Consider the following 23,827-nt stretch of genomic DNA (forward strand, 5'->3'; position numbering starts at 1 on the left):
GTAGGGAAGGGGAGGGGGGTGCCGCACCCGGTGGGCGCGGCGGGCCGCGCAGGCGGCTCTAGTATTCGTGGCGCTGCATGACGGTCAGGACGCGGCGGGTCGTAGCGGTGTCCTCGGGGGCAGCACTGCCGAACGTGTACTCGGTGTCGTAGAGGTCGATCTTCCAGAACAGCTTGACCGTCTCACCCGCTTCGATTGCCTCGAAAGCGCCAAAGGTGTGATCCCCATAAGGGTCGTTGTCCTCGGTGAAGGTGTCGAACGTCTGCACGGCCCGCATGATCTGCACCTGTGCCCCTGCGGACAGGCTTGCCACGGCGCGCGTTACGATGATCTGGCCGGGAACGCTGACGTCTGCGCCCCATGTCTTGCGGAAACGGTCGTTCTGCTCTGCGATCTTCGCGGCACGGTCAATCTCGGCCTGCTCATCTGCCGACAGGGTGGTTTGGTCGTTCATGGTCTTGGTCCTTTGCGGTGGTGCCACGTGTCCGGTCTGGTGCCGATACTCGGGCGAGGGGTCAGGCGAGGAAGCGCTTCAGCGCGCCCCTCTTCTGAAACCTTGCCTCCCGGCGAGGGCAGGGGGGGAACCGCCGCAATGCTGAAATCAAAGCCAAAGGGGAGGGGGATCACCCGGCCTGCACAAAGCCGCAGGCGCAGGAAGGACGGGGACACCCCTTTGGGTGCCGTATTTCAGGGTTGCGGTGGGGGACCGGCGGTCCCCGTCTCGCTTTCTTTTTCTCTGAGCGGTGCAGCGGCGTATCGCGCTTGCGCGAACCCCGCACCGCGCCCCAGCGATCGGAACCCGTCAGGGCGCATCGGCACGGACCAGGACGACCATGGCCGAAGGTTCGCGCACTGGCTCGGAGAGACAGGGCGCGGGCCATGCGGACAGGGAGGATGGGCCGGGACGTTGCGGGCGGAGGCCGGTCTGCCGGCGGGAGCCTGAGAAGCGCGGTGACACGCCTACAGGGCGGGGCAGTGGCCATGACTTTCGATCTATCCAAGTGAGAATTTCACCCGTTCAAGTGTCGGCGGCCAGATGGAAAAGGCCCTACCCGCACGGCAGGTCTTGCCTTCTTCAGACGCACTTACGGATCACAGCTCACGTTCAGACTTCAATGAATGCCGAACAATGGGTGGATGCTGAACGTTCAACAATCCCAGATCGATACGGAACAGAAGAAATGCAGTTCAAAGATTTTGCATATTCACCCTACGATCGAGGACGTTTTGATCTACCTGCTTTTTAGTGCTTAATCAGGAATTGCAAAAATGATCCTTTACGCCGTGACCGCCGTCCTCTTCCTCGTCATCGATGTGATCATGCTGACCCTCGTGATGAAGCCGCTGTTCACGCGCCACTTGGGCGATGCGATGCGGGACAGTCCGATGTTGGCGCCTGCGGGTCTTTTCTATCTCGCCTATGTCGTGGGCCTTGTATTTTTGGTCTCGGCCCCCGCCTTCCGAGATGCGGCCCCGGGACGTGCGGCGCTGCACGGGGCTATCATCGGCGCGATGGCCTACGGGACTTACGAATTCACCTCGATGTCGATCATGAAAGACTGGTCCTGGCAGATGGTCGCGACGGATACGATCTGGGGCGCTGCCCTGACGGGGTTCTGCGCATGGGCCGGGGTCGCTCTGATGTTGCGCTTCCAGGGCTGACTCTATCGGGCCTGTCTCTCGGCCGGTTCAGTCTGACGGTGCCATGTGCAGGTCCGTCGACTGAGTTATGTCGCTGAGGCTGCTGCCGGCGGTGCGGATCTGTTTGGACCATCTCATTCTTTCGAAAAGCAGAGCCATCGTCTCGCCGCGCGACCAAAACTTCTCCTATTGAAAACCCCGCGACAAAGGTTGGTTAGAACGATTGACAATTGAGCGAATGAAGGCATGTAGGACCAACCGCGGGAGAGCTTTTTGAAAGAACGCCACTTGAATGGATCAATTTCAATTGACCCTCACTATTAATGCGTGGCAACTGCGCCGCACCGCTTTTGTAAGATAATGAGATAAGGAACGTAAAAATGGCAGACATCGATCTGAACAGCATGTCGCTGGACGACCTCAAGAAACTCCAGAAGAATGTGAACAAGGCCGTCGACGGCTACCAGGATAAGCAGCGCAAAGAGGCGCTTGCCGCGGCTGACGCCGCTGCACGGGAAATGGGCTTCACATTGGCCGAACTGACCGGAGTACCGGGCGCGAAGAAAACAAAAACTGTTTCGCCGCCGAAGTACCGCCATCCCGAAAATCCCGAGCAGACCTGGACCGGCCGCGGCCGTCAGCCGGACTGGATGAAGGACGCATTGGAAAACGGTCAGTCCAAAGACGAATTCCTGATCGCCTAATCTGTCCAAGGAGTTATCTACCCGGCGGCAGTCATGCCGCCGTGGTCGGATTTGTGTGCCTCTCCGCTCTGATGGATTACCATACGCTCGGCCGGGAAAGGTTTGATCAGTGCAAAGGCTTCGTCAGGCGTACCGGTCATCCACTGTGCGTAATCCTCGGGGGCGAGGATCATCGGCATCCGGTTCGGGTGGGTATCTATCACCAAGGCGTTCGGTGTTGTCGTAACCATTGAACTGCTCACCATCTCGCGCAGATCGCCGCCACCGTAGTTGCCCTTGTAGGACCTCCAAACGCCCGCCAGCGCAAAAGGTGGCCTCTCTTCGTCGCCGGTTACGCCGAACCAGACGTATGTAGCGGGGGTGTGGCCCTTCGCCTCGCAAAAGCTTGTGGCAGGGATCAGGCAGCGCCGCTCCTCAAAGCTCTTCCGCCAGAATTCTGACGTGCGGAGCTTGTCGTCGCGTGCGTTGTTCACGGCCTTCGGTTGAATCGGTTTGCCAGTCTTCTTCGACACCTGTGGCATCACGAAACCCCAATGCGCGGTTCGGAGCCAGCGGCTGCCGTCGTCGTTCATGCCAACAATGGGCGCCATGCCCTTTGGAAAAATGGCGGTCAGCGGTTCAGCGTTTCCAAGATCGTCATGCGCCGCGTCGACCGCGAAGAGCTGTCGCATCGCGTCCTTGGCCATCGTGTTGGAGTAAAGATTGCACATGACGGAATTAGACATATCCAGACCGGGTATCTCTACCGAGCCAAACACTGTTTCGGTGACTCTGCCTCTGCAAAGATCAGGCAATGCTTAGAAAACACTCCTCGTAACAGTTTGCCCGCTTGTATAATCAGTCGACGGTAAAGGAAGAGGGGGTGCGTTCCACTGGTTATGCCGGCAATCCGATAAAGCAAGAATGTTCAATGCCACAGTCGGAACTATGGAGATCTACACTTTTGGCCTTAATATCTCGCACGATTGTCTCTGAAAAATTTCTACTCAGACACTTTCTTGTGAGGATCCCCATCAGCGGCCAAACTACTTGGAGGAATAGAGTTGTCTTTCCTACGATCATCCGTTTGTTTTTTGTTTACCAATGAGAAGATCAAAGCTCCAAGCAGAGTGAACATTGCAAGAAGAGGCAACAGAAAATTGAAGTCCATTTCAGAGGTCCTTGTTTTTAGGTCTATTGCGAGTTCGAAATTGTATCGACTTTCAGCATTCCTTTTGCTGAAATTGGCCTCTCAGACTTAGCCTGCCGGCAACTCTTCAACTTTGTCTTCAATCTCTCTGAACTGTTTGGTCAAACCGTCCGAGATATCGGTATCGCCATCGACAGTCCAATCTGCCATCGTAGTGTCATATATATCCAACAGCTTCTGCTCTCCGTCACGAACGGCCGTCAGTGAATCTTCATCAAGTCCGGTAATTCAGTCCCTGATTGTGACAACCGCCTGATTTACTGTTCCGCGAAAGGAATCGTCGTCCACCCCGGTTTCCGAAAATCGTTCAAGCCAGTTCTCCAGTTGCGTCGCATGGTGACGATGCATGCGCTGCAGGTCCTCGATGATTGGCAAGATTTCAGGCTCGGCCCGTTCGACCATTGTATCATAACCTGACAGGATATCGTTGCTTGCAGTGTGAATGGTATGGAGCACTTGACTGGTATCGGTCGGCATTGGTCTACCTTTGATGTTAATGTCAGTGATTGCTGATCAAACGCCAAACATTGCCGTTAGTTCCTATGGCTCAGATCGATTAAATGCCAAGTCTCAAAAGGTAGATCTGTTTTAACTTCAATAATAGCACACCTATTCGCACGACTTTTTGGAAAGGTCTGGCAAGAAATGATTTTTCTGATTTTTGACCTGAATTAAGTATCCCTGATTGGCGGGAACATTGTTGCAAAACGAATGAGCGTCCAAGCCGTCAGGTTCTGCCGCGAAACAATTTACGTTGTCGTTCATACCTCGGGTTATAGATATACACTGTAGCTGCAGTTATAAGTGCAGGCGGTGGGGGGCCGACAGGACCTCACAGCGCCCGTCGCGGACCCGGGTAATCAGCGTCAGGTCTGCCCGGTCCGCCAGACGCACGGCATAGTCCGTTGCTGTCGAGACGGCAATGACCGTGGCCGCGCCCATCATCACTGCCTTCTGCACCATCTCGGTCGACACGCGCGACGTAAGTACGACAGCGCCCGAGGCTGGCGCAATACCGGCCCGCAGCAGGGCGCCGGCCAGTTTGTCGAGAGCATTGTGGCGACCCACGTCTTCCCGCGCCAAAACGATGCCACGCCCGGGGATCAGAAAGCCTGCCGCGTGGCAGCCGTGGGTGCGGTCGTGCTCCGGCTGCAGTAATCGCAGCAGATCCGGCGCCCCACAAACCTGCGCTCGGGTCAGATGCACCGCGTCGGCGGAAAGGGGCGGGAGTTCGCGCTCAACCTTGTCCAGACTGTCGATCCCACAAAGTCCGCAGCCCACCGGCCCGATCATTGCCCGGTGCCGCGCTGCTGCCCTTGCCGCCGCTGCGGGCGTCAGCCACAACCGCGCCTCTGTGCCTTTGGCATGGGTCACGATCTCGATTTCGCGCAGCTCTGACGGGTCTCGGATTACACCCTCAGTCACAGCAAAGCCCAAAGCGAAATCTTCCAGGTCCGCGGGGCTTGCCATCATTACTCCCAACGTCACGGCGTTGCAGACGATGGCGACGGGCCCTTCCCGCACCAGTTCCGGTCGCGCGGTCATCGGGTGCCCTGCCGAGAAAACAGCGCCCTGCACGGTCACGCCACAATCTCCACCGGCGTGCCTTTGTAGGCTGGCGTCTGAGAGTTCTTCTCATGATAGCTCAGCGGGACCAGCGGGTTGAGCTCCGGGTAGTACCCCGCAATGCAGCCGGCTGGCAGGTCGTAGGGCGTCACCGTCAACCCGTCGACGCGGCGCACGTGGCCGTCATCGATGGCGCAGACCAGGCTCACGCTCTGGCCTTCCTCCAGCCCAAGGCGGGCCATCTCATCACGATTGATAAGCACGATCTCACGGCTACCCTCCAATCCGCGCAGCCGGTCTGAAAACCCGTAGATCGTGGTGTTGAACTGGTCGTTCGAGCGCAGGGTCACCAGTGTCATGAGTTTGCCGTCTCCGGTGATTTCTTCACCGAGCGCGGACAACGTCGTGGGCAGGGTGAACTGCGCCTTGCCACTCTCGGTTTTCCAGACCCGCTCCCGGGCTGGGTTGCCTCTGTAAAACCCTCCGGGCTCGAATAGCCGCTCGTTGAAATCGGCGAATTTGTCGGGAAAGGTTTGCGAGATCAGGTCGCGGATCAGGTCATAATTACCGATCCAATCATCCCACTTCAGCTTCGGGTTCTGGTCCAGCGTCGCCTTGGCGATCTGCGCCACGATCGCCGTTTCCGACTGTACCTGAGGTCCTGGCGGCGAGGCGGTACCGATCGAGCCGTAGATATGCGACAGCGAATCCTCCATTGAGACCGCTTGCGGACCGCTGGCCTGGATGTCCTCGTCTGTCCGCCCGAGGCAGGGAAACAGGTAGGACACTTGTCCCGGCGTCAGATGTGTGCGGTTTAGCTTCGTCGCAATGTTGACGGTCAGACGAAGATGAGGCCAGGCCTTCTCCATCCGATCACGGTCGGGCAGGGCGCGCACAAGGTTGCCCCCTAAAAGGATCATTGCTTTTACCCGGCCATCAAGAATGCCTTCGCAGGCATGGACAGCGTTCATCCCCTCCTCCTCCGGCAGGTCGATGTCGAAGAGCGCCCGCAACTTGTCTGCGGGCATGTGTGAGGACTTCTCGCCAATGCCAACGGTGCGCTGCCCCTGCACATTGGAATGCCCCCGCACCGGAGAGACCCCGGCGCCCAGCCGTCCGATGTTACCGCGCATCAGCAACAGGTTGCACAGCATCCCGAGGTTCAGCCAGCCGTTCACGTGCTGGGTCAGCCCCATGCCATAGATGCCGATGGCATTCTTGGCCCCAATATAAATCTCGGCGGCCTCGGCGATCATCGCGCGGGTCAGACCAGCGTTTCGTTCGATATCCGCCCAGTCCATCGCACGGACCGCCAGCGCCGTCTCTTCGAAGCCCGTGGTGTCACTGGCGATGAAATCGTGGTCCAGTACCGTTCCCGGGGCCGCGTCCTCTGCATCCAGCACGCATTTCATCAGCCCGGCGATTACTGCGATGTCGCCGCCAGGGCGCACCTGATAGTATTTCTCAGAAATTTGGGTGGTCTTGCAAACTGTCATCTGCACCGGGTTCTGGGGATCGACGAACTCGATCAGACCACGCTCGCGCACCGGGTTGAAGGTGACGATCCGGCAGCCCCGCTTCACCGCCGCCTTCAGCGTATGAAGGAACCTGGGACTATTGCTCCCGGTATTCTGTCCGAAGAAAAAGATTGTGTCGCAATGATCAAAATCTTCCAGAGTGCAGGTGCCGACCGGCGTGCCGATGAAGGTCTGCAGGTTCACGGAGGTCGTCTCGTGACACATGTTGGATGATTGTGGCAGGTTCTGGTGCCCCATCGCCCGGGCAAACAACGCGTAAAGAAACGATGCCTCCAGCCCTGCGTGACCGGAGGCATAGAACACCGCCTCCCGCGACTCCATCGCCCGCAGCTCCGCCCCGATCTCGGCGTAGGCCGTATCCCAGCTGACAGCTTGATAGGTGTCAGTGTCGGGGTCATAGCGCAGCGGGTCCGTCAGCCGCCCGGCCTTTTCAAGGTCATGGTCGTGCAGCTTGCGCAACTCCGTGAGCGGGTTCTCAGCAAAGAACGCTGCATCCGCACGTCTGGTATCCAGCTCCCACAGGGTTGCCTTGGCACCGTTTTCGCAGAACTCGAATGTGTGGGGGTCCGAAGGTTTGGCCCAGGCACAAGACGTACACATCACGCCGCCTGGCTTGTTCAGCTTCGACAGGACAGCCAGCGCCCGGGTCGAGCTACTGGCCTCGCCGAAAATCCTCGAGACCCCTTTCAGTGATCCCCAGCCGCCGGCAGCGTGGGTGTCATATGGCGTATCCGCGTCCTGACGTGTTGCATCGTGAGCGGAGGCGTCCTGTTCAGACTTGTCGGACTTACGGGTCATCAGGCCAGCACCTCTGCGTCTAGCGCCCCCAGATGGACGTGGAGCTAAAACCTTTAAACTGACCGCAGGTTCCCACCTGGCACGCAACCAAAATTGGGGGCCTCGGCAGTCAGGTTTGGGAGCTGGCTGCCAACCCCGGCAAGGGGTCAGTAGCGGCAGTGTGACGGTCTTTTTCTCAAACTTTGCCGTCCTTCCAGAGGCAGGGGATACCAACGCAAAGCTAACTTACGTGTCGAATAAATTTCTCTCCAAAAACACCGGATCCAATCTGAGGGATTGCAGTTATGTCGTTGACGCGGTCTGGAGCCGCCGCCGGGTTTTGAAAGGTGCGTAGCAATGCAAAGTCTTGGAAGACGACACTGGGTTTTTGTCGATGGGTACCTTCCCCCTTCGAGCAACGGACCCGAGCCTGAGATGAAAAGCCATGAAGCCATTTGTATCTTGAATTCATGTGACGAATGCGCCCATGTGAACCTCACATTGTATTTCGCGGAGAGCGAGCCTGTCGGGCCCTACAGCGTCAAAGTTGCGGCTAGGCGGACACTCCACCTACGTCTGAACGACCTCAATGACCCTCAACCTGTTCCGACTGATACTGATTACGCGTGCGTCCTAACCAGCGACCAGCCCGTTATCGTCCAACACACGCGGCTCGATTCCCGCCAATCTGAAAACGGCCTTTTCAGCACGATTGCATATTCGGAATGAGGTAAGCGAAGACGCCTCCGCCAACCCTATGTCCAGTTCAGCGGCTTCGCCAAAATCTAGACATGAAGAAAGAAAACACGGTGTCGCTTGAAAGGTATCGCAGATACCTCAAACCGAATTGGCCATCTTGCCTAGGCGGACAGCCGAGGGCTGCGAACTTGCACAGGAGAGGGGGTCAATAGCTCGGCGGCTTTGGTTTCATCCTGCCATCTGTAAGGTGGATGTCGGCGCGACCTTCTCGGCGGGAGGCACTCAACGGTTTGTTTTATGACCAACCGGATTAGCTGCAATGATAATTAACTGAGTGAGATCACCATGGAATACGTGTCAATCGACCTTTGGGCCGCCAACTTGGAGCTGCCACTGCCTGACCTATCGACGTGGCTCGCGCGATTGGATGCTCGTGTGGCACAGACCGCTGCGCGGGGCGCCCACATGCTGGTTCTGCCCGAATTCTCATGCGCACAGTGGTTGAGTTTTGCACCGATCGACCTGCCTCCCGAAAACATCATGGCATGGCTTGCAGAATGTGGGACCGTCGCGCTGGACGCAATCGCCGTCATGGCTGCGCGGCATGGCGTCACGATCCTGCCGGGTACGATCCCGTTTCCGGCCGCGCCGGTTGATGGCCAACCCGCATTTCTGAACCGCGCATGGCTGATGACGCCCGATGGTTCACGTCATCCCCAAGACAAGCTCAGTCTGACGCCGCTGGAAGAACACGGTGCTGGCGGGATCACGATCCGCGGCGACACGATCAATGTGATCGACTGGAACGGCCTGCGTGTCGCAATGATCATCTGTCTTGATACGGAATTTACGCATCTTTGGTCGCGCCTCGGGCAACTAGACCTAGATCTGATTATCATACCCGCGAAGACCGACATGATCACCGGGTACAACCGTGTCTTTGGATGTGCACGGTCGCGAGCGATCGAGTTGCAAACAGTGATTTGTGTACTGGGTGCGGTGGGTGTCCCGTTTGGCCAGGCGGCGACCGACACCGGTGTCGGCGGCGCGAGTGTCTTTACACCCTGTGACATCAGCGTGTCGCTCGACGGTGTCCACGCGCACATCCAGGCTCAAACCGCAGCCCTTATGACGGACCTTGTCTTGTCAGCCTCCGACATACCGGTGGGCGCAAGTCGCCGATTGCGCAACGGGTTCGCGGAAGCAGAAGTCTGTCCAGCGCTCTGGAACGCAGATCATCTCGTGGTCAATGATTCCGGCGAGGCAAAGCAGGTTTCAGCGCCTCATCAGTAGCTACCTACCCTCGAGCGAGGGAACGTCTGATTCCAGCATTTCAATCACGATCGGTTTTGGTTGACCGCAGCTTTTGAAACCCGGCGGTTGATTTGTGGTTCCACTCCCGGCGGTGAACAGGTGGAACCTGAGCAGTCTCGTTGCGTTTTGGTCCCGAAACCGGAGTTGGAGATCAGACGTGACACAGTTGCATACCGTTGTATTTCCTGTCGCCGGTCGTGGCACGCGACTGTTGCCGATCACGAAGTCAGTCCCTAAAGAGTTATTGCCCGTCTACGACAAGCCTGTTTTGCAGTTTGCGGTCGAGGAAGCGCTTGACGCAGGTGCAAAACGTCTGATCTTCGTGACACATGCATCGAAAACGGCCATCCCCAATTACCTGAAACCTGACAATGCTTTGAAAGCTGCGCTTGATGGTGGGGGCAAGACCGAACTGCTGAGGGCTTTGGATGACGTTAGCCTGGACAACACCGTCGAGGTCATCTTTGTGGAACAAGATAGCCCACTTGGCTTAGGTCATGCCGTTTTGCTGTCGGCTCCACATGTAACTGGTAGCGCCTTTGGTGTTATCCTGCCGGACGACGTGATCCTTGGAACGCCGTGCTTGACAGAGATGGCCGCAGGCTACCCAGGCGGTCACATGATTGCTGCTATGAAAGTTTCTGCGGACGACGTGTCAAAATATGGCATCTTTGACGCTGTGGCGGACGGTGATCAGCATCAAATCTTCAGGGCAAATGGTCTTGTGGAAAAGCCCGATTCCGAAACAGCACCGTCACAGCTGGCAGCGGTCGGGCGCTACATACTGGATATCTGTGTGTTTGACGCTTTGCGGACGTTAGCGCCCGGCGCTGGCGGTGAATACCAGTTAACTGACGCGATTGCGGCCGATGTCGGCCGGGTCGAACTGAATGGTTTTGCGTTTTCTGGGTCGCGCTACGACTGCGGCAACCATGCCGGTCTTCTACAGGCGGCAAATGCTCGCGCTGCTCAGGTTGGACAGGCTTTGGTGGCGGAATGAACTTGGCGCGCTCGAAATCGCTGGACCCAAAGCTTGCTCCGATGCGCTCGTAACCAGAATGAGAAGAAACGCTGCTGTATCCCTCTTTCAGGGCGGCGGCACGGTGAGATCATAGTCGGGTCCCAGTTAATAGGTCAGGTTCGGGACCTTCGAATAACGTAGAATGAAAGCTGAGCCTATTTATACGATATCGACACGGAAGGATTGTCATGCCGGATCTGATTGAACCAATTTTCAGGGCATTGATCGTCGTCATTGCTGTCGTTGCACTGTGTCGTCTGAACGGTTTGCGTTCGTTTTCAAAAATGTCGAGCTTCGATTTTGCGCTGACAGTTGCGACTGGTTCTTTGGTTGCCAGCACCGTGCAAAACGTGAGCCAGGGCATTGGCATAGGCCTTGTTTCCATTCTGGCTATTTTTGCCGTGCAGTTTGCAATTGCAAGGCTGCGTCAGTCTTTTAAATGGGCGCAAAGACTGACAGACAATGAACCGTTGCTTCTCGTGAAGAATGGCCAAATATTGCACGATCACCTCAAGGCGGCGCGTGTGACCGAGGATGACCTCGTGGCAAAATTACGCGAGGCGAACGCGTTTTCACTTAATGAGGTGGCGGCTGTTGTCCTTGAAACGACAGGGGATATCAGTGTCATGCACAGTGCAAATTCTGATCGTGGCCTCGAGTCGTACATTCTGAAAGGTGTGCGCACCTCGGTCTGATGGATATGCGAGTCTGAGAACTGTCGTTCACTTCGATGAAGAGAGGCCTTCTGAAGATGTCAGTTTCACAGATTGATTTTTCATTAGTAAAGCTCATGCCTTTGTTACTCCTGCGACGGCGAACGGCCTCTTTTTTTCTGATATTGACACTGAGCATTGCAATTGTGATTTCAACGTCGGCGAAAGCACAAGAAACAACTTTTGAGACGCCAGCGTTGAACGCGGGATTGGGACCTGTCCCTGATCGCATCGATCGCAAAACACCCCGTGCCGCGATGGCCAGCTTTTTGCGGGCAGCGAACGATGGAGACTGGAACGCCGCGGCACATGTCCTCGATCTGAACGACGTCGATGCAGAATTACAGGCGGCGGATGGGCCAAAGCTCGCGCGCCAACTGTACGAAATCATTGATCGCAAAGCGGTGTTGGACTGGTCACTGCTTCTGGACCGCCCGGATGCTCTTCAGGCCTTGGGTGGTGAGAACGAAGCACAGGCGGGCGAACCACGCCGATCGCTTTTGCTCAGGGATTTGCCGCTTGATCCGGTGCCCGCTGAAATTCGGCTGAACCGGGTTCAGCCCACAAACGTGTCACCACCTGTATGGATATTTCCATCCGAGACCGTAAGAGACGTGCCCGCACTTCATCGGCTCTACGGTCCGTCACAATTTGAAATGGCCTTGCCAACAAGCCTCCGGACAAAAACAATTGCCGGGTTGATGTGGTGGGAGTTGATCGGTCTTCCGTTTCTGGTGGTGACTGCGATTGCCTTGGGTTTTCTCGTGCGGCGCGTTCTGCAGATGTTGTGGCGACGCGCAGATTCCAAGCTAGCAACTGGTATCCTGCGCGCCCTGTCCACACCGTTCATGGTCGCCAGCGTTACTGGTCTGATCTGGTGGGCGACCGAGTACGTCTTTGTATTTTCGGGTCGGATAGACATGTTTCTTGCGCCAGCCATTGCTACAGGATTTGTCGTGTCGCTGCTGCTTTTCATCGTGAATGGCGTCGAAGGACTGCTCGATGGGTTGGTTGCCCCAGGGGAAGAAGTCGATCTGACTGTCCCCGAACAAGCTGAAGCGCGCGTATTATCGACACGGCTAAATGCTGTAAGGCGGATATTGGTTGTTGTGGTGTCGCTGATTGGTGCGGGAGTGGTCTTGTCGTCCGCCGATCTGGCAAGCAATTTAGGGTTGTCTCTGCTCACTTCGGCTGGCGCACTTACGCTGGTGCTGGGATTCGCCGCACGCAATGTATTGGCCAACATCATGGCGTCGCTGCAGATTGCACTGAACCAATCTGCTCGTGTGGGAGACCGTGTCGTCTTCAAAGGTGAACTTTGTCATGTTGAACGCATCAACATGACGTTCGTCCAGTTACGCAATTGGGACAGCACGCGGCTTATCGTACCTGTTGTCGAGTTTGTATCTGAAACCTTCTCAAATTGGACGATTGAGGATCCGGAAATGCTGCGTTTTCTCAAGTTAAAGCTCGATCCTCATGCCGACGTAGATGCCTTGCGGGATGCGTTTAATGACATCTTGTCCGATTTAAAGGGTAAGAAAATCGGAAAAAATCTCGCATCGCTTGAAGAGTCTAGCGTGGAGGTCGCCGGCCAGGACACATTTGGCTTGGATGTGTGGTTTGGGGTTCCATGTTGTGACCCCAATACGTCTTGGGAGCTGGCCTGTCACGTTCGCGAAAGACTGATCGCCCGTGCGGCTGATATCGAGACGGATACCGGTGAACCCATCTTTCCAAGAAATGGCACCGCTGCGCTAAGTGATTAGGTTTGACATTGATAATGCTAATGGTTGCCGCACCTCAGTAAAAACCGCTTTTATGAAACATCCGAATGTTAATTGGGGTCAGCGCTGCCTACCTTCAGTCATTCAACAGTCTTGTTTTGGCTTGGACCCTTCGACCACTGTCAGTTTCGGGTGTTTGCTTTCAGGTATTACCCCACCGACGACCGGTGACTTGTGCTCCTTCAGAAGCCGCCAAGCCTCATTGAAGTCTGCCGGAGACAGAAACGATCCTTTGATGACCATCCGTTCCAGAAGCTCGATAGCAGTTAGATTTTCCATTCTTGACCCTTCTTTGCTGTTTCAAATGAGTGGCTCAGGATCAGCCAGTGTAGTTTGACTGAGAGACGTCACCGCATGCATTTTCATACGTTTTTTGCCTCTCTTCCCGCGCTGGCTGTCGCACCACAATGGGTGCGACAGCCTTCAATTTATTTGGCCATGCGTTTCCAGAATCGCAGAGAGCCGCACGCTTTCACAAAGGCCTTTGCATCCTTGGCAGCGCCAATCGTCATCATACCGTCATCGACCTTGACGCCCGCTGCCTTCAGCAGGTGGTCTGTCTCTTGTGAACGACCGATGAACTTTGCATGCGCAAACGCGTCTGCGACGAAGGTGCGGGCCGGGTGTAGATCAGCGAGCGCCTTTGCTCCGTCCGCCGTCGCAAGAATGGCCACGGCATCATAGAGCACAGAGGGCGCACCATCGATCTTCTGATCTGCCGGTACTTTCTTGCCGCCCGCCGTCACAATGCCTCCGACTTTCTGCGCGACAATCTCGACCACGCCTCCAGCCGCAGTAACGGCGTCTTTCAGGCCATCCAGAACCGCGTCATCGATGCCGTCGGTCACCAGAATGCCCATCTTGCGACCGGCGAAGCTGTCGGGACCATTCTTGAGGATGGACAGTGCGTCCGATGCAGGCAGATCGGTGATCGGCTCACGTGCCGCCTCGTGTGCCGTCGGCACCTCGTCCAGCCCGAGACCGTCAGCCACCTTGCTAGCCAAATCGGCATCGATGTGGGGCAGGTGAGCCACCATACGTTTGCGGATCTCGGGGGCCACGACCTTTGACAGCTCGAAGATGAGGGCGTCGGTTATGTGGCCTTGCTCGATCTTGGTCTGACTGACGTAGAACTGCCGCGCCTGACTGTAGTGATCGGCAAACGTCTCTGCGCGGACTTTACGCTTTTCCCCATCGATCTCTTCGGGGAAGGATCGGAAGCCTGCCTTGGGATCGGCACGGGGTCCGCCCTGTGCCCAGCCATTCGGCTCATAGTTGGCACGACCTTTGGGATTGTGCATCGCCATGTGGCCATCCTGCTGAAAGTGATGCATGGGGCAGCGCGGCGCATTGATCGGAATATGCGTGAAGTTCGGCCCGCCCAACCGTTTCGTCTGCGTATCGAGGTAGGAGAAGTTCCGCCCCTGCAGCAACGGGTCATTGGTAAAGTCGATCCCCGGCACGATGTTCTGCGTGCAGAAAGCGACCTGTTCGGTCTCGGCAAAGAAGTTGTCGACGCGCCGATCAAGGACCATCCTGCCAATGATCCGCACGGGCACGTCCTCTTCGGGGATCAGCTTGGTCGCATCAAGCACGTCGAAGTCGAATTTATCAGCGAACGCATCGTCGAAGACCTGCACGCCCAGTTCCCATTCGGGAAAATCGCCGGTCTCAATGGCGTTCCACATGTCCCGGCGGTGGAAGTCGGGATCGGCACCGTTGATCTTGACGGCTTCATCCCACAGGACCGACTGTAGGCCGGCTTTCGGCTTCCAGTGAAACTTGACGAAATGTCCTTTGCCCTCGGCATTGACGAAGCGGAAGGTGTGAACGCCGAACCCTTCCATGAATCGCAGAGAGCGGGGAATGGCGCGGTCTGACATGGTCCACATGACCATATGCATGGCTTCTGGCATCAGGGAAATGAAATCCCAGAAGTTGTCGTGGGCCGTCTGCGCCTGCGGAAAGCCGCGGTCGGGTTCCTGTTTTGCGGCGTGAATGAGATCAGGGAACTTCATGGCGTCTTGGATGAAAAACACCGGAATGTTGTTGCCAACCAGATCCCAGTTGCCGTCCTCAGTGTAAAACTTGACGGCAAAGCCGCGCACGTCGCGAGCAAGATCGGGCGACCCCATATTGCCGGCCACGGTCGAGAAGCGGGCGAATACAGGAACGCGCCGTCCTTTCTCCTGAAAGAGATGTGCAGCCGTCAGATCCGGGATGGCGTCCGTGGTCTCAAAGTACCCGTGAGCACCATACCCCCGTGCGTGGACGACACGCTCCGGAATACGCTCATGGTCGAAATGAAAGATCTTCTCGCGGAAATGAAAATCTTCCAGAAGAGCAGGCCCACGCGGTCCGGCTTTCAGAATGTTCTGATTGTCCGACACGGGAATCCCCTGTGCCGTCGTGAGACGCTCGCCACCGTCATCCGGCTGCTGATGGGTCTCGCCACCCGTGCCCGGATGGCGCGCGCGCTCGACGGTTTCATCGGTCGACTGGGTGTCGGCGGTCGGCGGATTGGAGGGTATATTCTGATCCATGACGAACACTTTCTTTCTGTTATGGACGGTTTGAACGGGCGATGTGGGATCACGATTTCGTAAGTTGTTAACACCGTTGCCAAACGATCGTTCCCACGGCGACCTTCGATATCGCTGGGATATCAGTTTCATCTTGAGCCGCGTAAATGCAGTTTGATTTGGTTGTGTTGAACGTCTCTTTTGGACGTCCGCCCGGCAATTTTACTGGGCAGGAACTTGCATTGAACCCGAAACGGAAGCCTCACCCAGCGCCGCTTCGAGGAGTGCAATTTGTGGCGCGAGGTCGCGGGCGCGCAGCCGGTCCGTAGGTGCGACCTCAAGCGGCCAAGGTCCAAGCGTTCCTTGAAGTGCCGCGTCGATCAGGGGGCGGGCCGGAGGCAGGGCGTCGTCAATGAGATAGTCGGTACGATCCGCTCTTGCCCGCAGTGCATCCGACATCCCACCCTGCGCACGCCCGTCGAGGCGGCAAGAGGCGGCCACCCGGACGTCGCCGGCATGTAGGACGCCGTGGCCAGCGGCTTTCAGTCGTCGCACCAGATCGCGGTCTTCGCCGGTGGGTATATTCGCAAAACCGCCGACAGCGCGATAAGCGGTGGTGCGGACAGACAGGCTCGCCCCGGCGGCATGGCCGTGGTCGCCGGTGAGGCCGCAGGGACCTGGCTTCATCAGGCGGTAATAAGCAATGACAAGCGCTTCGTAGCGGCCCTCCATCTCCGCAGGGGAAAGCTCCATATCCTGCAAGACGAAGAGTTCATCGGACATCGGTTCGACTCGTCCGCAGACCGCTGCGACGTGACCGAGGTAGTGGAGATTACGCTCGATCCAGTCAGGCGCAGTGAGAGAATCGGCATCCGTGCAAAGCAGCGCCTCGGCGTCGGGCCAAGTGGCAAGTGCTGCATCGCAGCCGAGGCGACGTGCGGTACCGACGCCGTGGCCGACTGGAAGAGTACAGTCGAGAACGACGAGGTTGATGTCCAGTGCCGCCGCACAGGCGCGGGCAACCGGCCCGGTGCCGTCGCCGCAATTGTTGGCGACCAGCATCACAGCTACATCGGTCAGATCTTGTGCAGCAAGGGCGTGCAGGCACGCGCCGATGCGGGCGGCCTCGTTCCGGGCGGGAATGACAACGGCTGCTTTGACAGGGCAGGGGGGTCTCATCGTGGGATCTCACCGCGGTCGATGCTGTAGGCGCCGGTATCGGCGACGGACTTGAGAATGGTGCCCTCAGGCAAGGCGGACTGGAACACAGTGAGGGTGTCGCGGCCCTGCAGGGCTTGGGCGGTGTCGCCGAGGTAGGTGACGCAGATGAGCTCAGCGCCCGGGGCCAAGTCGACAAGATCGCGGGCAAGCTGACGGATTGCGTCGGGGGTCAGGAAATAGAGCACCTCTGACAGGATGATGAGATCGTAATTCGCGGCCGGCAAGGGGCAGGGATAGACGGCCTGAAGGAAGTGCGCGTCCGGGACGCGGTTCTGTGCCGCGATCACCGCGCGTGAGACAGCGTCGATCCCCGTATAGCTGTCGCAGAGGAGGGCCAGATGGTGCGCCAATGCGCCGTTGCCGCAGCCGATCTCTAACGCGGACCGGTAGCGGTCGCGCGTCAGGGCCTTGCGCGTGGCCCTGAACTTGGCCTGTTCATAGGGGCTGGTCGCGAAATGCCATGGGTCGTCAGTGTCGGCGTAGAGCGTTTCCAGATGGTCAAGGACCGACGACATCAGGCGGCCCGCCAGAAGATTTCAGGTTCAGTCGCGAAGGCGTCGATGAACGCCTGCGGCAGACGAAACCCGGTCGGGTCGTCGTCGACCACCAGCCCGCGCTGGGTGCGATGCGCCGCGATAGCGAGGATCTTGCGAGCGCGCCACGCGGCGGACTCCAAGGCCACGGGATGGCGTTCCGCCACGTGATCCAAAAGATCGGGGTCGTCCCACCTGCTCCAGACCGGATAGCTGAAAAGCGTGAGGTCCGGCATCGCAAGTGCGACCCGCTGTGCAATGCAGGCGGTCGTGCGGTGATCCTCTTGATGGTCCTCCGGCGCCGGGGCGAACAGGTGCTGCACGCCCCGGTCGCGGCAGACCGCCACGATGTCAGCAACGATCCGGTCTGCGTCCTGCAGCCCCAGCCAACCGTCCGGATGGCCAAGCCACGTCATGTCGGTCGGCATCCCGCCCAGCCGCACGATGGCATGCGACAACTCCTGCCAGCGCATCGCCGCCAGCCGGCCGGCGGGCCAGTCGGTCGATCCGGGATGAGAGCCGCCGCCATCGGTCATGCAGATGACATGCGCGCCGTGATTGTCGAAGGCATGGGCCAGCAGGGCACCGCAGCCGAGGCTTTCGTCGTCGGGATGCGGGGCAAGCACCACGATGGGCGCGCCGCCGGTCAGGCTCTCGGCCGAAACGCGTGGCAGATCCGGGGTCATATGAAGTCCCACAGGGTTCCCTCCTCGTTGAAACAGGCCTCTCCCACGCGGGTCTGGAAGGCGTCACGTGCCGCCTGCCGCAAATAGACCGAGAGGTCGCGGGCCTTGCGCCCGGTGACCGCGCCGTCGGCGAAATGCGTCAATCCGACGGATTGTTCCACGGCGCGGATCGCGTCGAGGGCCACCTCCTCTGTCGCGAGACGCGCGGCCGCAGACAGGATCGGTGCGCGGTGCGCCACCCCGTCCGCGTCGGGCGCCGCGGCACGTGCTGCGCGGGTCACGAGGGCCGCGGCCGCCATCGCCCCGATCGCGACGGAGGACAGGCGCGCCATCTGTGCGGGGGCCGACAAGCGGTCACGCGCGCGCAGACCGTCGGCGGCAGCCTCCAGCAGGCCGAGGGTCGCGCCGACTTGCAGGGCGGCGATGCGCCAGACGCCGCCGATGAAATGCGGCTCTGTCACGTAGGCGCCGGGGGAGCCGAGCCAGATCACGTCCTGAAGCGCGATGCCACTGGTGTCGAAGCGGCCAGAGGCGGTGGCCCGCATCCCCAGCATCTGCCATGTCTGCGCATCGGCGCGGCCTCCGTCGCGCACGTCGATCAACCCAAGGCGCACGGCGGGCCCCGACGACACGGTGATAATCGCATGCGTGACGGTGCCGAGGCCGGAGGCAAAGGTCTTGTCCCCGACCAGATGATCGTTCTGCCCCGGCGCGACTGGTACGGCGCCGTCGGCACCCCAGACACCGAGGATCGCACCGGTGTCGATCAGGGCCTGAACCTGTGCGGCGTCCTGCGTGTCGCCGTGCACCCGGGCCAAGTAGAGCCCGTTCATGTGCCCTTCCCACAGCCGGCCGACCGGCAGATTTGCCGCCCCGACGCGGAGCAGGCGATGTACGGTCCGTGCCGGGGCGGCGGTGCCGTCATCGTCCAGCCACCCCGCCTGCCGGAGCAGTGCGAGAGATGCGACAATGTCGCTGTCGCCGCACTCTTCGCCACGGGCCGCCGCGTCAAGGCTCTGGGCGATGCGGTGACGGGTGTCCGCCTCGGACCGCGGCGATGGTGAAGTGTGGTCGCGATCAAGCAGCATTCAGACCACCTTTCCCGTCTGGGACCCGGCGCTGCAGGAGAGATCAAGCTGGACGGACCATCGCTTGGCGACTGCCGCCAGTCGGAAGTGCGGCTGTGCTGCGACCTTGGGGCGCAGGCTGCGCCACGTGCGGATCCGGGCAACGATCTGGTCGGGATCGGTGCCGTCGACGACTTGCTCCGTATCACCAAGCACCTCAGCGTTGGCGCCGATGCCATGATGGGCAAGAACGGGCAGACCAACGGCGTTCGCCTCTGCCATGACCAGACCAAAGGTCTCGGCGAACGTGGTCTGTGGGTAGAAAAGGCACAGGGATCGGCGCATCTGAGCAATCAGGGCGGCGTGGGGCAGGGCACCAAGGAACGTGACTCCGTCGGGCACCGGGCCGGTATCCCAGGCCAGATAACCGGGATCGGCTACAGCGAGGGTCAGGCTAGGGATTGCGTCCCGCGCAGTGCGGAATTGGGCAAAGACTTGTGCAAGACCCTTGTGGGGGGAACTGGCGAACAGGAGGCGGTTTGGGTCGTAGGCCGTAGCATCGGGCGTCAGATCGTCGGCGATGGGATTGTGAATAAAATCAATGAAGGGCAGAGGTCTATTCAGCAGGAACGTTCGCAATGCGCTGGCATGGCTACGTGATACACAGATCAAAGCAACGCGGGCCGCGGTCAGAGCCTGCGCCATCGGTCGGTTGTGGCGACCGGGGTGGATATGAAGCCACAGAATGATCCGTGCATCAGGATGGTCCTTGCGCAGCTTGCAGGCGACTTTCCACGCGTTGATGACGATAAAGGTCGATGTGGACTGGGCAGCAAATGCGTCTTCGAGGGGCCGCATGCTCCCTGCCGGTGTAGAGCCGCTTGCCTCACGGCCCTTTTGAAAGTGGACGACTTCAGTCTGCTGCGAGAGAGCCAATGACACGCGCAGCACTGTAGCTTCGGTTCCACCCAGTCCACCCTTATTCAGGCGAACGCGACATCCGCATCCAAATTCCCCGGAACTGACACTGCGCGACACGCCGGGTTCCGCTGACAGCGGAGCGGAGGCGGTAGACTTAGATTTCCTACATAGAAACTTTGGCGTGGAACGTCGGACGTCGATCGGTGTTGACAAGTTATGTCGCGTGCCGACGCCGATTTTTAAAAACGGAGGACGAACCAATGGCCAGAACAAAAACCCTGGAAGACTTGTTTCTCGATACCCTGAAGGACATCTACTACGCCGAGCGTAAAATACTGAAAGCACTGCCCAAGATGAAGCGTGCGGCAACGGATGAGAACCTTGCACAGGCGTTTGAGAAGCATCACGGCGAGACCGAAGAGCAGATCGAACGGCTTCAGAAGGTTTTTGAAATCATGGGTAAACCCGCCCGTGGCAAGACCTGCGACGCCATCGAAGGCATCATTTCCGAAGCTGAAGATGTCATGGACGAGTTCAAGGGCAGCCCCGCTCTGGACGCCGGACTGATCTCATCGGCCCAGGCCGTCGAGCATTACGAAATCACCCGCTACGGGACACTGCATCGCTGGGCGACAGAGCTGGGAATGAAAGATGTAGCCAAACTCCTGGATGAGACGCTGCAGCAGGAATGGAAGACAGACGCGGACCTTACCAAGCTTGCTGACAAGACCGTCAACGATGCGGCGAAAGCGCCGGACGCTGCCTAAGAGCATCAAAAAGGGCAAGGCTTTTCCAAGCCTTGCCCTACTAAATCGTCAGCACGAAAGTGAATTTCTTTTGGTTGTTCTGTCACGCCCATATCTGTACGCAAATTCCTAAATCTGTCACCGCCTAAACGACTAAAACGCATGGGGCTCTTTTGTGGTCATCGCGATCGGCTGAAAATCAGGACTGCACGCTTTGGAAGATCCGGTTATCCCATTTGACCTGGCGCGCATGTTCTTCGGAACTGATCCGGCTTTGTTTTATCTCGAAATTGTTTTTCGGACGTGCGTCGTCTACGCATACGCTTTGATTTTGATCAGATGGGTGGGTGGACGTGGTATCGCCCAGATGTCGACCGTTGAATTTTTGCTGGTCATCGCCCTTGGTTCCGCTGTCGGCGATGCGATGTTTTATCCGGAAGTGCCGCTGTTTCATGCCATGCTGGTTATTACGATCGTCGTAATCATCAACAAGCTCCTCGATCTGTTGATTTATCGGTACAGCGCGGCCGAGAAATTTGTCGATGGCGAAACGGTGGAGATCATCCGCAACGGTGTGATCATCGTCTCGAGTCTCCGCAGGACGAGGATCGGCAAGAACGAACTGTTCGAGAGCCTGCGCGAACAGGGTGTGGTCAATCTTGGCGAGGTGCGGCAAGCCTATCTTGAATCGTCAGGTCGCTTCAGCATTTTCCGAGCGAAGCCTCCGCAACTTGGACTGCCGATTGAACCTGCATGGGATGTCTGCCCGCCTCCGACGTATAATCCTGGCATAGCGGTCGATGGCGTATCTTTAGCATGCTGTAATTGTGGCGTCGTCATTCCTGCGCCGGTCAAGGTATCAACTGCATGCTTGCGGTGTGGCGGTATCATCTGGACTTCAGCTATCATGGCGTCCTCAGACAGCAGGCTCCAGCAAACTTAAATCGAATTCTGCGTAGCGATTGCGGAAGTTAAGCCGCTCCTCCCACGCTTTCCGATTGTTAAGGCGGACATAGGGACGCGTTCGTGTCAACGCGCCGGATTTTTCCAAGGGTTTTAGCAAGCGATTTACGTAGATTGGCGTCAGGCCCAACGCGTCGCCAATTTCTCTTTGCGAGAATGGTAACAAAATCCGATCTGATTCCTGCAGGCTGCAGTGATCGATCTTCGCCTTGAGCGAAAAAATGAAATGTAACAGTCGGTCTTCCGCGGTGAGACGCGTAATGGCATGCATGCGATCGAGCAGGACCACGGTCTCGATGCTGGCGAGCGACAACAACGACTCAAAGAGACGTGGATGTGTTGATGCAAGGGCTAAAAGTTTTGTCCGGCTTAGCAGCGTGACCGATCCATCCGTTTGCATCGTCGTTTCATGGGGTGGGGGGCCGACCCCCAGGTCTCCAAAACCAATGACGTCTCCCGCCATATAGATCTGTGTGATCGTCGTTTTGTCTGGGTCGGTGCGGACCCGGACGGCAGACCAGCCAGAGCGCAAGATCGCAATGCGGTTATCCGGTCGTTGGGAATCGAAGACCGGAGCGTGACTCATGCGTTGCTCGGGTCTCCACTCGAGGTCTTCCAAAGCTTCGCGCTCCAAGACTGTAAGATCCAGCAATCGCGAAAAACGGGACAGAAACGCGCTTTGACTTTGTCGTTCCATTGGCAATTCCTGAAATATTCAGCGGGACTTGGGCTGTTTGCAGGGACCCTACATTAAACCCGTTTCAAAGTCATATCGCCAACCTGTTCTTTATGATGGGCGTTGCGCATTGTGACTGAGATGAAGAAGCAGAGCAGGAGATCGGCGGTGTAGAGACGCCGACAGAAAACCGGCCTCAAGAACCGGGGCAGGCAGCCGACGCTAAACCGCAGAAGAAAGCCAAGTCGGTTTCCTGATCCGGTCTGATGCCTTCGCGTGAACGGCTTTTGCGACTTCCGAAAATCGCGCCGGGTTTACGCAGGATACCAAGCCTGACCGGCGAATGAATCAGTGACCTGGCCACAGGCCCGGCGAGGCGGCAATTTCGAGGAGGTGGCCGTCAGGGTCGCGAAAGTAAATGCTCTTCCCACCCCGCATCCAACTTGTCCTGCTTAAAATCTCGACACCTTTCGAAGTAAGATGGGCGTCCCAAACCTCCAAAGCCTCATGGGTTGCTTCAAACGCCAGATGGATCTGGCCCGATGCATCGTGAGGCGGGATGTCGTTGTCGCCATCGGCTATGGCACCCTGCGCGGTTCCACCGCTCAAGAAAATCAGAAGAACACTGCGCCCGTTGACGTCGTAAGCGCAAAGACGGTCCGATTTCTTCAGAGGTTTCAACCCTATAACATTTTCATAGAAAATGCAGGCTGGATTAAGATTCTCGACATAAATTGCAGTTTCGAGAATGCCTTTAAGTGCCGGCATACTATAATGTCCTTCAACTTGTTAGCGCGTCTGTTTCACATATTTAGCCTGCGAGAGGAGATGGCAAATGTCTGATATTCACAATGATACCCGTTTGACCTCAACTGAACGCGAGGCGGTGCAAGGCGTCGTAGATCGCGCTTTGCGCGCCTCGCAAAATGATGATCGCACCGGAATTGCAGCGGCGATCGTCTGTGGCGAGTGGATTCTGGAGATCGCAGAGAACGAAGTGAACACGTTTGGGGATCCAACCAAACATGCCGAAATGGTTGTCATCGCGGCGGTGACAGAGAAGCTTGATCGCAAAGAGCTTTCCGACTGTACACTCATATCATCTCTTCAGCCCTGTGAGATGTGCCTGTCAGCTATGCGCTTCGCTGGTATCAAAAGGGTCATTTATTGTGCTCAGCAAGCAAATGTCGCAGGAAAGTATTTCGTCTTTCCAGATTTGAAGATCGAAGATTTTGAGAGGGCAGGGGAGGCGTTTGAATATATCGGTGGCGTGTCAGAGAAAGAAGTCATCCACCTTTACGCAGCAGGTGATGAATAAACAGAAAGACTTAAAGAGGATGGCTACTAATATAGTAAGAAACCTGCGCGCCGAATTGCGTTATCTCTAGACCGGGGAAAATATCAAGTCCCAGCAAGATTGATGGCGACAATAGCTGTACAGAGTACAGGCAGCGTTTCCAGCCAGCCGGCTTACATGAGCAGTGGCAAGCCGTTTGACATGTTCAATCCGGAGAACAATATTAATGGCTTGCAACGGCTGCCA

General features: G+C 57.6%; 24 protein-coding genes. 10 read left to right on the plus strand and 14 right to left on the minus strand.

Translation table 11 applies throughout. The features are described 5' to 3' along the window. Nucleotides 1-58: 58 nt before the first annotated feature. On the minus strand, nt 59-454 hold the full coding sequence (locus tag GLR48_RS21035) for a DUF3768 domain-containing protein (protein WP_237065152.1): 396 nt from the start codon (nt 452-454) through the stop codon (nt 59-61). Between the two features lie 815 nt (nt 455-1,269). Between GLR48_RS21035 and GLR48_RS21040 the strand changes: the two genes are divergently transcribed. After that, entirely contained in the window at nt 1,270-1,662 is a 393-nt protein-coding gene (locus GLR48_RS21040; protein WP_272911657.1) for a DUF2177 family protein, read from the plus strand. A 359-nt stretch (nt 1,663-2,021) separates the two neighbouring features. Next, complete coding sequence (locus tag GLR48_RS21045) at nt 2,022-2,345, plus strand: H-NS histone family protein (RefSeq protein WP_237065154.1); 324 nt, start codon at nt 2,022-2,024, stop codon at nt 2,343-2,345. A gap of 17 nt (nt 2,346-2,362) precedes the next feature. Here the strand turns inward: GLR48_RS21045 and GLR48_RS21050 are convergent, their stop codons facing one another. The 4 genes from GLR48_RS21050 to GLR48_RS21065 all read right to left on the minus strand — a co-directional run bounded on the left by GLR48_RS21050 (nt 2,363) and on the right by GLR48_RS21065 (nt 7,436). Beyond that, nucleotides 2,363-3,070, minus strand: a complete 708-nt coding sequence (locus GLR48_RS21050; protein ID WP_237065155.1) for an SOS response-associated peptidase — start codon at nt 3,068-3,070, stop codon at nt 2,363-2,365. A gap of 692 nt (nt 3,071-3,762) precedes the next feature. Next, nucleotides 3,763-4,011, minus strand: coding sequence for a DUF2383 domain-containing protein (locus GLR48_RS21055; protein ID WP_237065157.1), 249 nt, complete (start codon nt 4,009-4,011; stop codon nt 3,763-3,765). Between the two features lie 321 nt (nt 4,012-4,332). Then, nucleotides 4,333-5,079, minus strand: coding sequence for a formate dehydrogenase accessory sulfurtransferase FdhD (fdhD, locus tag GLR48_RS21060; protein WP_237065160.1), 747 nt, complete (start codon nt 5,077-5,079; stop codon nt 4,333-4,335). A gap of 35 nt (nt 5,080-5,114) precedes the next feature. Then, nucleotides 5,115-7,436 carry an FdhF/YdeP family oxidoreductase gene (locus GLR48_RS21065; protein WP_237065170.1) on the minus strand — a complete coding sequence of 774 codons (2,322 nt, stop codon included), beginning with the start codon at nt 7,434-7,436 and terminating at the stop codon, nt 5,115-5,117. A 336-nt stretch (nt 7,437-7,772) separates the two neighbouring features. On the opposite strand from GLR48_RS21065, the gene GLR48_RS21070 reads away from it, so the two are divergent. The 5 genes from GLR48_RS21070 to GLR48_RS21090 all read left to right on the plus strand — a co-directional run bounded on the left by GLR48_RS21070 (nt 7,773) and on the right by GLR48_RS21090 (nt 12,931). After that, complete coding sequence (locus tag GLR48_RS21070) at nt 7,773-8,144, plus strand: sensory rhodopsin transducer (protein ID WP_237065172.1); 372 nt, start codon at nt 7,773-7,775, stop codon at nt 8,142-8,144. A gap of 315 nt (nt 8,145-8,459) precedes the next feature. Next, nucleotides 8,460-9,407 carry a nitrilase-related carbon-nitrogen hydrolase gene (locus GLR48_RS21075; RefSeq protein WP_237065175.1) on the plus strand — a complete coding sequence of 316 codons (948 nt, stop codon included), beginning with the start codon at nt 8,460-8,462 and terminating at the stop codon, nt 9,405-9,407. A gap of 178 nt (nt 9,408-9,585) precedes the next feature. Continuing rightward, the gene (locus GLR48_RS21080) at nt 9,586-10,428 is read left to right on the plus strand and encodes a UTP--glucose-1-phosphate uridylyltransferase (RefSeq protein ID WP_237065177.1); all 843 of its coding nucleotides are present in this window, start codon (nt 9,586-9,588) and stop codon (nt 10,426-10,428) included. A 209-nt stretch (nt 10,429-10,637) separates the two neighbouring features. Continuing rightward, nucleotides 10,638-11,144 carry a DUF421 domain-containing protein gene (locus GLR48_RS21085; RefSeq protein WP_237065179.1) on the plus strand — a complete coding sequence of 169 codons (507 nt, stop codon included), beginning with the start codon at nt 10,638-10,640 and terminating at the stop codon, nt 11,142-11,144. Nucleotides 11,145-11,200: 56 nt separating this feature from the next. Then, nucleotides 11,201-12,931 (plus strand): mechanosensitive ion channel family protein, encoded by a 1,731-nt coding sequence (locus GLR48_RS21090; RefSeq protein WP_237065181.1) that lies wholly within the window; start codon nt 11,201-11,203, stop codon nt 12,929-12,931. Between the two features lie 102 nt (nt 12,932-13,033). Here GLR48_RS21090 and GLR48_RS21095 read toward each other — a convergent pair whose 3' ends face one another. From GLR48_RS21095 to GLR48_RS21125, 7 genes are all read right to left on the minus strand, one after another. After that, nucleotides 13,034-13,228 carry a hypothetical protein gene (locus GLR48_RS21095; RefSeq protein ID WP_237065183.1) on the minus strand — a complete coding sequence of 65 codons (195 nt, stop codon included), beginning with the start codon at nt 13,226-13,228 and terminating at the stop codon, nt 13,034-13,036. A 149-nt stretch (nt 13,229-13,377) separates the two neighbouring features. Beyond that, a complete protein-coding gene (locus GLR48_RS21100) occupies nt 13,378-15,492 on the minus strand; it encodes a catalase (protein WP_237065193.1) in 2,115 nt (704 codons plus the stop codon). A 201-nt stretch (nt 15,493-15,693) separates the two neighbouring features. Further along, entirely contained in the window at nt 15,694-16,650 is a 957-nt protein-coding gene (locus GLR48_RS21105; RefSeq protein WP_237065194.1) for a glycosyltransferase, read from the minus strand. Continuing rightward, the gene (locus tag GLR48_RS21110) at nt 16,647-17,207 is read right to left on the minus strand and encodes an SAM-dependent methyltransferase (protein WP_237065196.1); all 561 of its coding nucleotides are present in this window, start codon (nt 17,205-17,207) and stop codon (nt 16,647-16,649) included. Before GLR48_RS21110 ends, GLR48_RS21105 begins: the two co-directional genes overlap by 4 nt. Further along, a complete protein-coding gene (locus GLR48_RS21115; protein WP_237065198.1) occupies nt 17,207-17,911 on the minus strand; it encodes a PIG-L deacetylase family protein in 705 nt (234 codons plus the stop codon). Before GLR48_RS21115 ends, GLR48_RS21110 begins: the two co-directional genes overlap by 1 nt. Further along, nucleotides 17,908-18,999, minus strand: a complete 1,092-nt coding sequence (locus tag GLR48_RS21120; RefSeq protein ID WP_237065200.1) for an acyl-CoA dehydrogenase — start codon at nt 18,997-18,999, stop codon at nt 17,908-17,910. The genes GLR48_RS21115 and GLR48_RS21120 overlap by 4 nt, the downstream gene beginning before the upstream one ends. Continuing rightward, a complete protein-coding gene (locus GLR48_RS21125) occupies nt 19,000-20,016 on the minus strand; it encodes a glycosyltransferase family 4 protein (protein ID WP_237065202.1) in 1,017 nt (338 codons plus the stop codon). It lies immediately after the preceding gene. 143 nt (nt 20,017-20,159) lie between these two features. Here GLR48_RS21125 and GLR48_RS21130 point away from each other — a divergent pair, with 143 nt between their 5' ends. Together GLR48_RS21130 and GLR48_RS21135 are read left to right on the plus strand one after the other, a co-directional pair. After that, nucleotides 20,160-20,666: a YciE/YciF ferroxidase family protein gene (locus tag GLR48_RS21130; RefSeq protein WP_237065204.1), complete on the plus strand. Its 507-nt coding sequence runs from the start codon at nt 20,160-20,162 to the stop codon at nt 20,664-20,666. Between the two features lie 193 nt (nt 20,667-20,859). Next, entirely contained in the window at nt 20,860-21,588 is a 729-nt protein-coding gene (locus GLR48_RS21135; RefSeq protein WP_237065206.1) for a DUF421 domain-containing protein, read from the plus strand. On the opposite strand, the gene GLR48_RS21140 is transcribed toward GLR48_RS21135, so the two are convergent. Then, the gene (locus GLR48_RS21140; protein ID WP_237065208.1) at nt 21,562-22,305 is read right to left on the minus strand and encodes a Crp/Fnr family transcriptional regulator; all 744 of its coding nucleotides are present in this window, start codon (nt 22,303-22,305) and stop codon (nt 21,562-21,564) included. The genes GLR48_RS21135 and GLR48_RS21140 overlap by 27 nt on opposite strands. 327 nt (nt 22,306-22,632) lie before the next feature. Next, nucleotides 22,633-23,052, minus strand: a complete 420-nt coding sequence (locus GLR48_RS21145; RefSeq protein WP_237065217.1) for a VOC family protein — start codon at nt 23,050-23,052, stop codon at nt 22,633-22,635. 67 nt (nt 23,053-23,119) lie between these two features. Between GLR48_RS21145 and GLR48_RS21150 the strand changes: the two genes are divergently transcribed. Then, complete coding sequence (locus tag GLR48_RS21150; RefSeq protein ID WP_237065219.1) at nt 23,120-23,602, plus strand: nucleoside deaminase; 483 nt, start codon at nt 23,120-23,122, stop codon at nt 23,600-23,602. Nucleotides 23,603-23,827 lie beyond the last annotated feature (225 nt).

The organism is Loktanella sp. M215, from assembly GCF_021735925.1.
Taxonomy (GTDB): domain Bacteria; phylum Pseudomonadota; class Alphaproteobacteria; order Rhodobacterales; family Rhodobacteraceae; genus Loktanella.

What these genes read in the sequence shown, in the direction of transcription:
- GLR48_RS21035 (WP_237065152.1), bottom strand. Translation starts at nt 454, where the DNA reads ATGAACGACCAAACCACCCTGTCGGCAGATGAGCAGGCCGAGATTGAC.
- GLR48_RS21040 (WP_272911657.1), top strand. Translation starts at nt 1,270, where the DNA reads ATGATCCTTTACGCCGTGACCGCCGTCCTCTTCCTCGTCATCGATGTG.
- GLR48_RS21045 (WP_237065154.1), top strand. Translation starts at nt 2,022, where the DNA reads ATGGCAGACATCGATCTGAACAGCATGTCGCTGGACGACCTCAAGAAA.
- GLR48_RS21050 (WP_237065155.1), bottom strand. Translation starts at nt 3,070, where the DNA reads ATGTCTAATTCCGTCATGTGCAATCTTTACTCCAACACGATGGCCAAG.
- GLR48_RS21055 (WP_237065157.1), bottom strand. Translation starts at nt 4,011, where the DNA reads ATGCCGACCGATACCAGTCAAGTGCTCCATACCATTCACACTGCAAGC.
- fdhD (WP_237065160.1), bottom strand. Translation starts at nt 5,079, where the DNA reads ATGACCGCGCGACCGGAACTGGTGCGGGAAGGGCCCGTCGCCATCGTC.
- GLR48_RS21065 (WP_237065170.1), bottom strand. Translation starts at nt 7,436, where the DNA reads ATGACCCGTAAGTCCGACAAGTCTGAACAGGACGCCTCCGCTCACGAT.
- GLR48_RS21070 (WP_237065172.1), top strand. Translation starts at nt 7,773, where the DNA reads ATGCAAAGTCTTGGAAGACGACACTGGGTTTTTGTCGATGGGTACCTT.
- GLR48_RS21075 (WP_237065175.1), top strand. Translation starts at nt 8,460, where the DNA reads ATGGAATACGTGTCAATCGACCTTTGGGCCGCCAACTTGGAGCTGCCA.
- GLR48_RS21085 (WP_237065179.1), top strand. Translation starts at nt 10,638, where the DNA reads ATGCCGGATCTGATTGAACCAATTTTCAGGGCATTGATCGTCGTCATT.
- GLR48_RS21090 (WP_237065181.1), top strand. Translation starts at nt 11,201, where the DNA reads ATGTCAGTTTCACAGATTGATTTTTCATTAGTAAAGCTCATGCCTTTG.
- GLR48_RS21095 (WP_237065183.1), bottom strand. Translation starts at nt 13,228, where the DNA reads ATGGAAAATCTAACTGCTATCGAGCTTCTGGAACGGATGGTCATCAAA.
- GLR48_RS21100 (WP_237065193.1), bottom strand. Translation starts at nt 15,492, where the DNA reads ATGGATCAGAATATACCCTCCAATCCGCCGACCGCCGACACCCAGTCG.
- GLR48_RS21105 (WP_237065194.1), bottom strand. Translation starts at nt 16,650, where the DNA reads ATGAGACCCCCCTGCCCTGTCAAAGCAGCCGTTGTCATTCCCGCCCGG.
- GLR48_RS21110 (WP_237065196.1), bottom strand. Translation starts at nt 17,207, where the DNA reads ATGTCGTCGGTCCTTGACCATCTGGAAACGCTCTACGCCGACACTGAC.
- GLR48_RS21115 (WP_237065198.1), bottom strand. Translation starts at nt 17,911, where the DNA reads ATGACCCCGGATCTGCCACGCGTTTCGGCCGAGAGCCTGACCGGCGGC.
- GLR48_RS21120 (WP_237065200.1), bottom strand. Translation starts at nt 18,999, where the DNA reads ATGCTGCTTGATCGCGACCACACTTCACCATCGCCGCGGTCCGAGGCG.
- GLR48_RS21130 (WP_237065204.1), top strand. Translation starts at nt 20,160, where the DNA reads ATGGCCAGAACAAAAACCCTGGAAGACTTGTTTCTCGATACCCTGAAG.
- GLR48_RS21140 (WP_237065208.1), bottom strand. Translation starts at nt 22,305, where the DNA reads ATGGAACGACAAAGTCAAAGCGCGTTTCTGTCCCGTTTTTCGCGATTG.
- GLR48_RS21145 (WP_237065217.1), bottom strand. Translation starts at nt 23,052, where the DNA reads ATGCCGGCACTTAAAGGCATTCTCGAAACTGCAATTTATGTCGAGAAT.
- GLR48_RS21150 (WP_237065219.1), top strand. Translation starts at nt 23,120, where the DNA reads ATGTCTGATATTCACAATGATACCCGTTTGACCTCAACTGAACGCGAG.